Annotated in this window: 14 protein-coding genes; 13 read left to right on the top strand and 1 reads right to left on the bottom strand. The window is 68.3% G+C overall.

Going from position 1 to position 12,878, the window contains the following annotated elements; translation table 11 throughout:
- Positions 1-11 precede the first annotated feature (11 nt).
- Positions 12-917 carry an alpha/beta fold hydrolase gene (locus FHR73_RS18465; protein WP_183633179.1) on the top strand — a complete coding sequence of 302 codons (906 nt, stop codon included), beginning with the start codon at positions 12-14 and terminating at the stop codon, positions 915-917.
- On the opposite strand, the gene rutR is transcribed toward FHR73_RS18465, so the two are convergent.
- Positions 914-1,600 carry an HTH-type transcriptional regulator RutR gene (rutR, locus tag FHR73_RS18460; RefSeq protein WP_183633177.1) on the bottom strand — a complete coding sequence of 229 codons (687 nt, stop codon included), beginning with the start codon at positions 1,598-1,600 and terminating at the stop codon, positions 914-916. The genes FHR73_RS18465 and rutR overlap by 4 nt on opposite strands.
- A 366-nt stretch (positions 1,601-1,966) precedes the next feature.
- Between rutR and rutA the strand changes: the two genes are divergently transcribed.
- From rutA to FHR73_RS18400, 12 genes are all read left to right on the top strand, one after another.
- The gene (gene rutA, locus FHR73_RS18455; RefSeq protein WP_027600944.1) at positions 1,967-3,055 is read left to right on the top strand and encodes a pyrimidine utilization protein A; all 1,089 of its coding nucleotides are present in this window, start codon (positions 1,967-1,969) and stop codon (positions 3,053-3,055) included.
- On the top strand, positions 3,055-3,783 hold the full coding sequence (gene rutB / locus FHR73_RS18450; RefSeq protein WP_183633175.1) for a pyrimidine utilization protein B: 729 nt from the start codon (positions 3,055-3,057) through the stop codon (positions 3,781-3,783). Before rutA ends, rutB begins: the two co-directional genes overlap by 1 nt.
- Before the next feature lie 6 nt (positions 3,784-3,789).
- Positions 3,790-4,173 carry a pyrimidine utilization protein C gene (gene rutC / locus FHR73_RS18445; RefSeq protein WP_017642623.1) on the top strand — a complete coding sequence of 128 codons (384 nt, stop codon included), beginning with the start codon at positions 3,790-3,792 and terminating at the stop codon, positions 4,171-4,173.
- Between the two features lie 138 nt (positions 4,174-4,311).
- Complete coding sequence (gene rutD, locus FHR73_RS18440; RefSeq protein ID WP_183633173.1) at positions 4,312-5,097, top strand: pyrimidine utilization protein D; 786 nt, start codon at positions 4,312-4,314, stop codon at positions 5,095-5,097.
- Positions 5,098-5,101: 4 nt separating this feature from the next.
- A complete protein-coding gene (locus tag FHR73_RS18435; protein ID WP_183633171.1) occupies positions 5,102-5,626 on the top strand; it encodes a flavin reductase in 525 nt (174 codons plus the stop codon).
- A gap of 343 nt (positions 5,627-5,969) precedes the next feature.
- On the top strand, positions 5,970-6,989 hold the full coding sequence (locus FHR73_RS18430) for an isopenicillin N synthase family oxygenase (protein WP_183633169.1): 1,020 nt from the start codon (positions 5,970-5,972) through the stop codon (positions 6,987-6,989).
- Positions 6,989-7,375, top strand: a complete 387-nt coding sequence (locus FHR73_RS18425) for a VOC family protein (RefSeq protein WP_183633167.1) — start codon at positions 6,989-6,991, stop codon at positions 7,373-7,375. The genes FHR73_RS18430 and FHR73_RS18425 overlap by 1 nt, the downstream gene beginning before the upstream one ends.
- 20 nt (positions 7,376-7,395) lie before the next feature.
- Positions 7,396-8,487: a BMP family ABC transporter substrate-binding protein gene (locus FHR73_RS18420; RefSeq protein ID WP_183633165.1), complete on the top strand. Its 1,092-nt coding sequence runs from the start codon at positions 7,396-7,398 to the stop codon at positions 8,485-8,487.
- A gap of 76 nt (positions 8,488-8,563) precedes the next feature.
- Positions 8,564-10,078 carry an ABC transporter ATP-binding protein gene (locus tag FHR73_RS18415; RefSeq protein WP_183633163.1) on the top strand — a complete coding sequence of 505 codons (1,515 nt, stop codon included), beginning with the start codon at positions 8,564-8,566 and terminating at the stop codon, positions 10,076-10,078.
- Complete coding sequence (locus FHR73_RS18410) at positions 10,071-11,198, top strand: ABC transporter permease (protein WP_183633161.1); 1,128 nt, start codon at positions 10,071-10,073, stop codon at positions 11,196-11,198. The genes FHR73_RS18415 and FHR73_RS18410 overlap by 8 nt, the downstream gene beginning before the upstream one ends.
- Positions 11,195-12,121, top strand: a complete 927-nt coding sequence (locus FHR73_RS18405) for an ABC transporter permease (RefSeq protein ID WP_183633159.1) — start codon at positions 11,195-11,197, stop codon at positions 12,119-12,121. The genes FHR73_RS18410 and FHR73_RS18405 overlap by 4 nt, the downstream gene beginning before the upstream one ends.
- On the top strand, positions 12,118-12,810 hold the full coding sequence (locus FHR73_RS18400) for a cysteine hydrolase family protein (protein ID WP_221191605.1): 693 nt from the start codon (positions 12,118-12,120) through the stop codon (positions 12,808-12,810). The genes FHR73_RS18405 and FHR73_RS18400 overlap by 4 nt, the downstream gene beginning before the upstream one ends.
- Positions 12,811-12,878 lie beyond the last annotated feature (68 nt).

The following is a 12,878-nucleotide window of genomic DNA, read 5'->3' as shown; positions in this document are numbered from 1 at the left end:
GCGAGGGAGCCATGGACATACGTGAAGGTCGCGCCCGGGTCGGCGCCCTCGAGCTGGCCTACGAGGACTGGGGCGATCCCGCCGATCCGGCGCTGCTGCTGATCATGGGCTTTGGCGCCCAGTTGCTGCTCTGGCCGGAAGGCTTCTGCGAGGCCCTGGTCCGCCGGGGCCTGCGGGTGATCCGTTTCGACAATCGCGACGTCGGTCAGTCCTCGCGGTTGAGCTGGCCGGGTGGACGGCCGCCTTCACTATGGCCGGTGCTGGGGCGGGCGCAACTGGGCAAGCCCAGCGCGGTGCCCTATCGCCTGGAAGCCATGGCCGCCGATGCGGTCGGGCTGCTCGATCACCTGGGGCTTGCGCGCGCCTTCGTACTGGGCGGCTCCATGGGCGGCATGATCGCCCAGATTCTCGCCGCCCAATGGCCTCAGCGGGTCGCGCGGCTGGGCATCCTGTTCTCGTCGACCAATCAGCCGCTGTTGCCGCCGCCCTCGTTCAAGTTGCTTGGCAGTCTGCTGCTGCGGCCGCCGGCCGATCTGCCGGCGGAAGCGGCGCTTGCCCGGCAGAAGGCCCTGCTGCGCGGCATCGAGAGTCCGCGTTATCGCCAGAGCGACGCCGATCTCGAACGGCTGGTGCAGCGCATCCTGGCGCGTGGGGTGGATGTGGACGGGGTGCAGCGGCAGCTGTTCGCCCTGCTCGGCAGCGGCGATCTGCGGCCCTTCGCCCGGCGCATCCAGGCGCCGACCCTGGTGGTGCACGGCGCGCGGGACCCCTTGCTGCGCCCGGCCTGTGGTCGCGCCGTGGCGCGGGCCATTCCCGGCGCCCGCTTCGAGCTGATGCCGGACATGGCCCATGACCTGCCGGCACCGCTCTGGCCGAGGCTGAGCGAACTGTTCGCCGAGTTCTTCCTGGCAGCCTAGGCCGGGTCGCCGGCGCGGGGTTTGAGGCCGTCGATGATCAGCGTCTCGAGGCCCTGCAGGACCTCGTCGAAGAACAGTGGATCCTCCAGCGTCCGGCCGCACAGGGTCTGTACCTGCACGCGGAAGTCCGCGTAGTGCTGGGTGATGGCCCAGATGCTGAAGATCAGGTGGTGCGTATCCACCGGGGCCAGCTTGCCGGCGGCGATCCAGGCGCGGATCACCCGGGCCTTCTCGTCCATCAGGTCGTGCAGGCTGCCCTGCAATTCCGGCAGCAGCAGCGGCGCGCCCTGGACCATCTCCAGGCAGAACAGCCGGGATTCGGCGGGATAGTCGCGGGACATCTCCAGCTTCTGGCGCAGATAGCCGCGCAGGGCGTCGAGGGGCTCCTGATCTTCGCTGAAGGTGCGCAGGGGATTCAGCCAGGTCGCCAGCAACTGGCGCAGCACGGCGACATAGAGGTCTTCCTTGCTGCTGAAATAGTAGAGCAGGTTGGTCTTGGAGACGTCCGCCTGCAGGGCCACCTGGTCCAGGCTGGCGCCGTGCAGCCCGAAGCGGGAAAAGATATCGAGCGCAGCGCCGAGGATCTGGGCGCGCTTGGCTTCTATCTGGCGCTGCCGGCGTTGCTGGGCGGCAGGGCTGGGTTGACGCGGCTTGCGTGGTGAAGAATCACTGGCCTGACTCACGAACTGCTCCTTGGGCCTTCATGGACATCTGACGCGGACCGACCGCTGGGCGAGCGGGAGGGACGGCTTCAGGCGCGGTCGTTGAGATTCGCACCTTCCTGGTGACGAATCGCCGGCGGATGCCAGAGGGTAGCGCGCCGGTCTCCAGACTCTAGCATGGCCCGACATCGTGCATGCCCCGGATTCGGGCGCCTTGCACAAACTGGGTGCTCTGATCTGGACCAAACGGTCCGAAGGTATTCCGGGATTTTATCCAAGTGCTTGATCGGCTTGAAATTTCAAGACTTGGCAAGCTTTCTGCTCCGATCCTGCAGCCACGGCGCATCTGGATGCGCCTCGATTCCTGACTGCGGGAGAGTGCGAGCGATGAACATCGGTGTCTTCATTCCCATCGGCAACAACGGCTGGCTGCTGTCGGAAAACGCGCCCCAGTACCGGCCCACCTTCGAGCTGAATCGCGAGATCGTGCAGCGCGCCGAGCACTACGGCTTCGACTTCGCCCTGTCGATGATCAAGTTGCGCGGCTTCGGCGGTAAGACCGAATTCTGGGACCACAACCTGGAGTCCTTCACCCTCATGGCCGGGCTGGCGGCGGTGACCTCGCGCATCAAGCTGTTCGCCACCGCCGCGACCCTGACCCTGCCACCGGCCATCGTCGCGCGCATGGCCGCCACCATCGACTGCATTTCCGGCGGCCGCTTCGGCGTCAATCTGGTCACCGGCTGGCAGAAGCCCGAATACAGCCAGATGGGGCTCTGGCCGGGCGATGAGTTCTTCGCCAGCCGCTATCAATACCTCGGTGAATACGCCCAGGTGCTGCGCGACCTCTGGGGCACCGGCCAGTCGGACTTCCAGGGCGCGCACTTCCGCATGGAAGACTGCCGGGTCAGTCCGCAGCCCCAGGCGCCCATGGAGATCGTCTGCGCTGGGGCGAGCGATGCCGGCCTGGCCTTCGCCGCCGAGCACGCCGACTACAGCTTCGTCTTCGGCAAGGGCGTCAACACACCCAAGGCCTTCGCCCCGGCGGTGGAGCGGCTGCAGGCGGCCACCGCCAAGACCGGGCGCGAGGTCTCCTCCATCGCGCTGTTCATGATCATCGCCGCCGAGACCGACGAGGCCGCCCGCGCCAAGTGGGAGCACTACAAGGCCGGTGCCGACGAGGAGGCCATCGCCTGGCTGGGCGCCCAGGCCGCCGCTGACACCAAGTCCGGCAGCGACACCAACGTGCGGCAGATGGCCGATCCGACCTCGGCGGTGAACATCAACATGGGCACCCTGGTGGGGTCCTTCGCCAGCGTGGCGCGGATGCTCGACGAGATCGCCGAGGTGCCCGGGGCCAGCGGGGTGCTGCTGACCTTCGACGACTTCGTCCAGGGCGTGACCGACTTCGGCGAGCGCATCCAGCCGCTGATGCAGAGCCGCCGTCACGTCGATCTGCTCAAGGAGAGTGCCTGATGAACGCTGTGGAAACCCTGGCGGGCTATGCCTTGCCCGCCGACGACACCGAAGCCGTGACGCTGCCGGCGCGTCCCGAGCCGCTGAGGCTCAAGGCCAGCGAGACCGCCCTGATCGTGGTGGACATGCAGAACGCCTATGCCAGCCAGGGCGGCTACCTGGATCTGGCCGGCTTCGACGTCTCCGCCACCGGCCCGGTGATCGAGAACGTCGCCGCCGTGGTGGAGACCGCCCGCACTGCGGGCATGCAGGTGGTCTGGTTCCAGAATGGCTGGGACCCGGAGTATCGCGAGGCGGGCGGGCCGGGTTCGCCCAACTGGCACAAGTCCAATGCCCTCAAGACCATGCGCAAGCGACCCGAATTGCAGGGTCAGCTGCTGGCCAAGGGTGGCTGGGACTACGCCCTGGTGGATCGGCTGCAACCGGCGGCCGCGGACCTGGTGGTGCCCAAGACCCGCTACAGCGGCTTTTACAACACCCACCTGGACAGCCTGCTGCGCGCCCGCGGCATCCGCAACCTTGTGTTCGTCGGGGTCGCCACCAATGTCTGCGTGGAGTCCACCCTGAGAGACGGCTTCTTCCTCGAGTACTTCGGCGTCTGCCTGCACGACGCCTGCCACCAGGCCGGGCCCCGTTCGGCGCATGACGCCGCGCTGTTCAACATCGAGACCTTCTTCGGCTGGGTCGCCAGCTGCGCCGATTTCCACACCACCTTCGCCAAGGACTGAGCCACCATGCCCAAGCAAGCCGTGATCCCCGCCGGTACCGGTACCCCCATCGCGCCCTTCGTGCCCGGCAGCCTGGCCGACGGGGTGCTCTATGTCTCCGGCACCCTGCCGTTCGATGCCCAGAACAACGTGGTCCACGTCGGCGACGCCGCGGCCCAGGCACGCCATGTGCTCACCACCATCCAGGGCGTGGTGGAGGCGGCCGGCGGCAGCATGGCCGATGTCACCTTCAACATGATCATGCTCACCGACTGGGCCAATTACGCCGCCATCAACGCGGTGTACGCCGAATTCTTTCCCGGCGAAAAGCCGGCGCGCTACTGCATCCAGTGCGGCCTGGTGAAGCCCGATGCCCTGATCGAGATCGCCAGCATCGCCCATGTCGGCTAGGCCGGACCCCGTGCCGCTCGCTCCCTTCCTGTAGGAGAGAGCGAGGGAATCCGCTCCCATTCCGTACCTACCCCCTCTCCCCCTGGGAGAGGGCTGGGGTGAGGGCCGCCTCAACCACCCAACCTTCAAGGACCGCCCATGCACTTCGAACTCCATGGCCGCCAGGATCCGGCGGCCGAGACCCTGCTGCTCAGCTCCGGGCTGGGCGGCGCCGGGGCCTTCTGGGCGCCGCAGCTGGCGGCCCTCGGCGAGCGTTTCCGGGTGGTGGTCTATGACCAGACCGGCACCGGCAGGAGTCCGGCCGAATTGCCCGCCGACTATCGCATCCAGCCTATGGCCGAGGACCTGCTGGCCCTGGCCGATCGCCTGGAACTCGACCGCTGCCTGTTCATGGGCCATGCCCTGGGTGGTCTGGTGGGCCTGCAGGCCAACCTGCTGCGTCCGGGCCTGATCCGCCGTCAGGTGCTGGTCAATGCCTGGAGTCAGCCCAATCCGCATACCGCGCGCTGCTTCGCCCTGCGTCAACGGCTGCTGCGCGACAGCGGCGCCGCGGCCTATGTCCAGGCCCAGGCAATCTTCCTCTATCCAGCCACCTGGATCGCCGAACACGGCGAGCGCCTGGCCGCCGACGAAGCCCATGCCCTGGCGCACTTTCCCGGCGAGGCCAACGTCCTGCGGCGCATCGGCGCGCTGCTGGCCTTCGATGTGGACGCCGAGCTGGCGCGCATCCAGGTGCCGACCCTTGTACTGGCCAATCGCGACGATGTGCTGGTGCCCTGGACTTCGTCCCAGCGGCTGGCCGCGGGTCTGCCCCGGGCCAGCTTCCAGTTGCTGGAGTGGGGCGGCCACGCCTCCAGCGTCACCGATTCCGCCACCTTCGACCGGGTGGTGCTCGACTATCTCAGCCAAGCCCTGGAGGCGTAACGCCATGTCCGTTGCCCATGCCTTGCCCCTGTCCGCTGCCAGCCCCGCCGCCCCGGTCGAACGCGACCTCTTCCGCGGGGCCATGGCGCGCCTGGGCGCCGCGGTCAACCTCGTCACCACCGATGGTCCGGCTGGTCAAGCCGGCTTTACCGCTACCGCCGTATGCAGCGTCAGCGACAGCCCGCCGACCCTGCTGGTCTGCCTCAACCGGGGTGCCTCGGTGCATCCGGCCTTCAGCGCCAACGGCGTGCTCTGCGTCAACGTCCTGGCCGCCGGCCAGCAGGCGCTGGCCAACCTGTTCGGCGGCAAGACCGCCATGGCCGAACGCTTCGCCGCGGCGCGCTGGACCCGCCTCGCCACCGGTGCGCCGGTGCTGGACGGCGCCCTGGTGGCCTGCGATTGCCGCATCGCCGGGGTGCAGTCGGTGGGCAGCCACGACCTGTTGCTCTGCGAGGTGCTGGGGGTGGCCGAGCCGGGGGGCGAAGGCGGATTGCTGTACTTCGACCGGCGTTATCACGAGCTGGCCTAGTTGGGGCCGTTGGGCTTCGCCGCGCTCAACCCAACCTACGACCGCCGTAGGTTGGGTTGAGCGCGGCGAAGCCCAACACCGCCAAGCAGATCCCTCACACCTAGGCCTTGCCTGCCGGCGCCGGGCACAGCCTGGGCGCCACCCCGGTGCACGCTGACCGCTCAAGGTGCGGCGCGTCGCCGGTAGATCTTGAGCGCCATATTTAACGTACTGTTTTAATTGGCTTTTATAGTTTTTACCAAATGGTCCAAAGATGGCACAACGGTTGCAATTTCCCTGCTGCCGTCCTGCCCGGTGAACGTGCGTCGCGCTGTCTCCTTTCGTCCAATCCGTGAGGTCCGTCATGCCGCTGTCCAGTGTTCCCATCATCGATCTGGCCCCCTATTTCGCAGGCTCGGCCGCCGGCAAGCAGGCGGTGGCCAAGGCCGTCGACCAGGCCTGCCGCGACATCGGCTTTCTGGTCATCACCCACCATCAGGTGCCCGAGGCACTGGTCGAGCGCGTCTCGCGCCTATCGCGAGCCTTCTTCGAGCTGCCGCTGGCGGAGAAGCGCAAGGCCGATCGGCCGCGTCCGGATCAGGTGCGCGGCTACAGCGCGGTGGCCGAGGAGAGTCTGGCCTACAGCCTGGAGGAGGCGGCGCCGGGGGATCTCAAGGAGTCCTTTTCCATCGGACCGCTGGATGTCCCGGAGACGGCCTACTACCGCGGTCCGGAAGCCGGACCGCACTTCGCGCCCAATGTCTGGCCGACGGCCATCCCCGGTTTTCGCGAGGCCTATGCCGAGTACTTCGCCGCCATGAGCGACCTGGCGCGCACCCTGATGCGCCTCTTCGCCCTGGGGCTGGACTTGCCGGAGACCTACTTCGACAGCCGCATCGACCGCCACATCAGCATGTTCCGCACCCTCTGCTATCCCCACCAGAAGGAGGCGGCGCTGCCCGGCCAGCTGCGCGCCGGGGCCCATACCGACTACGGCAGCCTGACCATCGTCCGTCCCGACGACGCGCCCGGCGGCCTGCAGGTACGCAATGCCGACGGGGAGTGGGTGGACGTGCCCAAGGTGCCGGGCGGCTTCGTGGTCAACATCGGCGACCTGATGATGCAGTGGACCAACGACCGCTGGGTCTCGACCCTGCACCGGGTGGTGAATCCACCGGCGGATGCCGGTTGCGACACCCGCCGCCAGTCCCTGGTGTTCTTCCACCAGCCCAACTACGACACCCTCATCCAATGCCTGCCCGGTTGCGCCACGCCCGGCACGCCGCCGCGCCATGCGCCCATCACCTCGGGCGACCACCTGAGATCCAAGTTCGTCAAGCAGACCACCTTTGGCGGGACCCAGTCCGGCGTGCGGGTGGCCTGATGCCGAGTCTTTCCTATGTCAACGTCTTCGCCCGCGACGTGGTGGCCCTGAGCGGCTTCTACCAGGGGGTGTTCGATTTTCCCGAGATCGAGGCGATCCGCTCGCCGATCTTTCGCGGCCTGGACACCGGCAAGACCGCCATCGGCTTCAACGCGCCGGAGGCCTATGAGCTGCTGGGGCTGGGCGAATTCGCCGACAGCCGTGGCTGCTGCTTCCTGCTCAATCTGGAGGTGGACAGCCGCGCCGAGGTGGACCGGCTGGTGCCGGTGGCCGAGGCCGCCGGTGCCCGCCTGGTCAAGGCGCCCTACGAAACCTACTACCACTGGTACCAGGCGGTGCTGCTGGACCCGGAAGGCAACGTGTTCCGTATCAACCACATGTTGTAGACAAGGCTAAGGACGAGACGATGCTGAGCAGATGGCTGGGAAGAGTGGCGTGCGTGCTGGCGCTGGTGGGACTAGGCGCCGTGGCGCGGGCGGACGACGAGGGCTTCACCCTCAAGGGCGAGCCGAAGATCGCCATGCTGTATTTCACCGCCAAGAACGACGGCGGCTGGACCCAGGCCATGGACGAGGCGCGGGTCAAGATCGAGAAGGAACTGGGCCTGAAGATCCAGTTCGTGGAAAACGTGCCGGAGACCGCCTCGGCCATCCGCCCGGCCGCCGAACGCTTCATCAAGCGCGGCGCCAACATCGTCATCGGTACCGCCTTCGGCTATTCCGATACCTTCAAGCAACTCGCCGAGCAGTATCCCGAGGTGGCCTTCCTCAACGCTTCGGGCACCACCAATGGCCGTAACCTCGAATCCTTCTATGGCCGCACCTACGAAAGCCAGTACCTCTGCGGCATGGCCGCGGGCGCGGCCTCCAAGACCGGCAAGCTGGGCTTCGTCGCCGCCAATCCCTTCGGCGTGGTGAACTGGACCATCAATGCCTACGAGCTGGGCGCCCGGCAGATGAATCCCAATGCCACCCTGACGGTGATCTACACCGGCAGCTGGAACGATCCGGTCAAGGAGCGCGCCGCCGCTGCGGCCCTGATCGACCAGGGCGCCGACGTCATCGGCCAGCACGTCGATACCCCCACGCCGCAGATCGTCGCCCAGGAGCGCGGCGTTCATGGCACCGGCCACCACCGCGACATGCGCCAGTTCGCGCCCAAGGCCACCCTCTGTTCCTCGGTGTGGGTCTGGGATCGCTTCCTGGTGCCGGAGCTCAAGCGCGTCATCGCCGGCCACTGGAAACCCGCACCCAACGGCGCCCTGGTGTCGATGGCCGACGGCGGCACCGACATCGCCGGCTTCGGCGATGCCGTGCCCAAGGCGGCGCAAGAGAAGATCCTCGCCGAGCGCGAGGCCCTGCTCAAGGGCAAGCAGATCTACGCCGGTCCCCTGAATGATCGCGACGGCAAGGAGCGCGTCCCCGCCGGCCAGGTGCTCTCCGACCCGGCGCTGTGGCAGATGGACTGGTTCGTCCAGGGCGTGACGACGCAGAAGTAGCGGTTCACCCCTGGGTAGGGTGGAAAACCGCACAGCGTTTTCCACGGAGGCGATCCTTGGACAAAGGCCGACCAGCATGAAAAGACACAACGCCCTGCAACTGCGCGGCGTCGGCAAGACCTTCGATGGCTTCCAGGCGCTGCAGCAGGCGGATTTCCTGGTGCGCTGGGGCGAGGTGCATGCGCTGCTCGGCGAGAACGGCGCAGGCAAGTCGACGCTGATGAACATCGCCGCCGGCCTCTATGCACCGGAGACCGGTGAGCTCCTGGTGGACGACAACCCGGTGCGGCTGCGCGGTCCGGCCGACGCCGCCCGCTTGCACATCGGCATGGTCCACCAGCACTTCAAGCTGGTGCGACCCTTCAGCGTGGCGGAGAACGTCCTGCTCGGCCTGCCGGCGGGGGAGGGTAGCCATAGCCGGCGCCTGACCGAGATCAGCGAGCGTATTCGCCAGCAGGCCGCCGCCCTGGGCTTCGCCATCCGCCCGGAGCAGCGGGTGGCGGAGCTGTCCATCGCCGAACAGCAACGGGTGGAAATCCTCAAGGTGCTGCTGGCCGGGGCGCGCATCCTCATCCTCGACGAACCCACCGCGGTGCTCACCGATGGCGAAGGCGAGCGCCTGTTGCAGACCCTGCGCGCCCTGGCGGCGGAGGGCGCGGCGGTGGTGCTGGTGACCCACCGCATGCAGGACGCCCTGACCTACGCCGATCGCCTCACGGTGATGCGCGGCGGCCGCACCCTGCGCAGCCTGGACCCCGCCGAGGTGTCGGTGGACGAACTGGTGCGCCTCACCGTCGGCGATGCCCAGCCGCTCGCCGATTCTCCACGACATGCCGCCGGGGCACCGCTGCTGACGGTACGCGGCCTGCGCACCCCGGAACGCGGCGGGCGGCGCGCGCTGGACGGTATCGACCTGGAGCTGCGCGCCGGCGAGATCTATGGCATCGCCGGGGTCGGCGGCAACGGCCAGGGCGAACTGGCCGATGTGCTGATGGGCCTGCCGCAGCCCTACGAAGGCGAGGTGCGGCTGGAGGGCTTTGGCGCGCTCGGCACGACGGCCAGTGCCGGGCGCCGCGACTTGCGCATCGCCGCCATTCCCGCCGACCGCTATGGCAGTGCCTTGGCCGGCTCCCTATCGGTGGCCGACAACTTCGCCATCGGCGCGGTGCACAGCGGTCGCTTCGGTGGCTTCGCCCGCCTGAATCGCAGTGCCCAGGAAGCGGCGACCCAGGCGGCGGTGGCGCAATTCGATGTCCAGGGCGTGCGCTCGGTGCGGCAGAAGGCGGCGCTGCTCTCCGGCGGCAACGCCCAGAAGCTGGTGATCGCCCGGGAATTCGGCCGCGAACCGCGCCTGGTGCTGGCCCACAGTCCCAGCCGTGGCCTGGACGTGCGCGCCGGTGCCGAGGTGCAGGCACGGTTGCTGGCCGCCCGTGAGGCCGGCGCCGCGGTATTGCTGATCAGCGAAGACTTGGACGAGGTGCTCGCCCTCGCCGATCGCATCGGGGTGATGAGCGCCGGACGCCTCGTCGCCGAATTTCAGCGACCCGCCGATCGCCAGGCGATCGGCCATGCCATGGTGAATCATGCTTGAACCCCTGAGTGCTCCCCTGGCCGAGGTCGATAGCCCGCGGCCACGGCAACCGCTGTTCAGCCGGCGCTACACCCTGGAGATCCGCCAGCAACTGGCCTGGCCCTGGCAGGCGCTGATTCTCGGTCTGGCGCTGCTGCTGGGCCTGGGCCTGTCCGCCGCCATCCTGGTGCTGGCCGGAGTACCGGCCGGCGAGTTGCTCAACGAATTCGTGGTCGCCACCCTGTTCGATGCCCAGAGTCTGCAGGCCACGCTGTTCCAGGCCGCGCCGGTGATCCTGGTGGGCCTGGCCGGCTGCCTGGCCTTTCGCGCGCGCTTCTGGAACCTGGGGCTGGAAGGCCAGATGATCTGGGGGGCCATCGGCGCCACGGCGGTGTCGCTGTTCGAGATCGGCCCGGAGGCCCTGCGCCTGCCGCTGATGCTGGTGGCGGCGCTGCTCGGCGGCCTGCTCTGGGCGCTGGCGCCCTTGCTGCTCAAGCTGCGCCTAGGGGTGAACGAGATCATCGCCTCGCTGATGCTCAACTACATCGCCGCCAACTTCCTGCTGCACCTGGTGTTCGGTCCCTGGAAGGACCCGCGCGACGCCTTTCCCTATTCGCCGCTGTTCCGCCCCTTCGAGCGGCTGCCGGAGTTGCTGCCCGGGCTGAGTCTGGCGGTGCCCCTGGCGCTGCTGGTGGCGCTCCTGGCCTGGTGGTTCGTCGCCCTGAGCCGGGCCGGGCTCTACCTGAGATTCGTCGACGCCAATCCGCGCGTGGCCGGTGCCGTCGGCGTGCCGGTACGCGCCACCATCCTCGCCACGGTGCTGGCTTCCGGCGCCCTGGCCGGGCTGGCCGGTTTCGTGGTGGCGGCCGGGCAGGAGGGACGGCTGACCCAGTCCTTCTACCAGGGCTACGGCTTCTCCGGGATCCTGATCGCCTTCCTGGCGCGCAACAACCCGCTGGCCGCCGCCGTGGTGGCCTTCCTGGTGGCGACCCTGTTCGTCGCCGGGCGCAACCTGCAGGTGTTCTACCAGATCCCCTTCGCCATGGTGCAGCTGATCCAGGCGCTGATCGTCATCTGCGTGGCGTCCTCGGATTTCTTCATCCGCCATCGGCTCAGACGCAGCCAGGGAGGTGCCGCTTGAACCTGCTCGCCAGCTGGCTGGGTAACGTCCCCGACTTCGCTATACCCTACGCCCTGGCGGCGCTGGGGCTGATCCTCACCGAGCGATCCGGAGTGCTGGCCCTGCATGCCGAGGGCCTGATGCTGGTCGGTGCGCTGTTCGGCATCGGCGCGCAACTGACCTTGGGCAATGCCGGCCTGGCACTGCTGGCGGCCATGGGCGCGGCGGCGCTGGTCTCGCTGCTGTTCGCGGTCATGGTGATCTGGCTGCGCATCAACCAGGTGATCGCCGGCCTGACCCTGGTGTTCTTCTGCCAGGGCCTCACCGGCCTGCTCGGCACCCTCTGGGGCTGGACCAACCAGCCGGTGACCGGCCTGCCGGCGCTGGCGCTCTGGCCGCTGTCGGAGCTGCCGCTGGTGGGGCGGCTGTTCCAGCAGAACCTGCTGGTCTACCTGACTCCACTGATCTTCCTCGCGGTGATCGCCTGGCTCGAACGCACCACCCTCGGCCTGCGCCTGCGGGCGGTGGGTGAGAATCCCCAGGCGGCCGATGCGGCGGGTCTCTCGGTGGCCGGCTACCGGTTGCTGGCGATCCTTGCCGGCGCGGCCCTGGTGGGTCTGGCCGGGGGCTACATCGCGGTGCTCAGCACCAAGTTGTGGATCGCTGAGATGACCGGCGGCCGTGGCTGGATCGCCGTGGCCCTGGTGATCTTCGCCCGCTGGTCGCCCTGGCGCGCCCTGGCCGGGGCGCTGCTGTTCGGCTGCATCGAGGCGCTGATTCCCCAGCTGGCCGCCGCCGGGGTGCGGCTGTCGCAATACTTCATCCTGATGGCGCCCTATGCCGTCACCCTGGGCGTGATGATCTGGGTCGCCCTGGCGGGGCGTGATCGCCTGAGCCAGCCCGGCGCCCTGGGCGAAGCCTATGTCCGCGAGGAGCGTCGATGAACCTGCGTGCTTTCGTCTATGAGGAGCCGCGCCTGCTGGCGCGGGCGGACTTCGCCGATTACCTGGACCCGAGCACCACGGCGGTGCTGTCCATCGACCTGCACCGCGGCCACCTGGACGCCTCGCCGGAGTGCCCCTGCCCGGCGCCCCGCGCCCGTGACCTGGTAGCGCCAGTGGACGCCTTCCACCGCCAGGCCCGCGCTCTGGGCGTGCGTATCGTCCATGTGAAATCGGTGCTGCGCGCCAATGGCGCCGATGACCTGGGCGGCATTCCTGCGGCCTGGCGACGGACCTTTCCGCTGCACGTCGGGCCGATTCCCAATGCCGACGCCCATGCCCTGGAAGGCTCGCCCTGGACCGAGCTGCTCACCGAGGTCCTGCCCGAGGATCTGCGGGTGGAAAACAAGCGGCGGCTGTCGGCCTTCTATCCCACCGACCTGGACTTCCTGCTGCGCAACCAGCGCATCACCACCGTGGTGCTGGACGGCGGCTTCACCGACTGCTGCGTGCTCAACACCGCCTTCGACGCCAGCAACCGCACCTACCGGGTCATCGTCCTGCGCGATCTGGTGCGGGGAACCGATGAAAGCCTGGAGCGGGCGGCGCTGAGCATGGTCTCCCTGCACCTGGGGCTGGTGATGGAGTCCCAGGATCTGCTCACGGCCTGGGGCGATGGCAGCGGCCTCTGACCGCGGTCGTTGGGCTTCGACGATGGAGCCGTCTCAACCCAACCTGCGTGGGGTGTTGGAGCCGCCGT

It is taken from the genome of Pseudomonas sp. AS2.8, from assembly GCF_014190935.1.
Lineage (GTDB): Bacteria > Pseudomonadota > Gammaproteobacteria > Pseudomonadales > Pseudomonadaceae > Chryseomonas.
The sequence above is the reverse complement of the archived record's forward strand: the minus strand, read 5'-3'. Positions and strand labels throughout refer to the sequence as shown.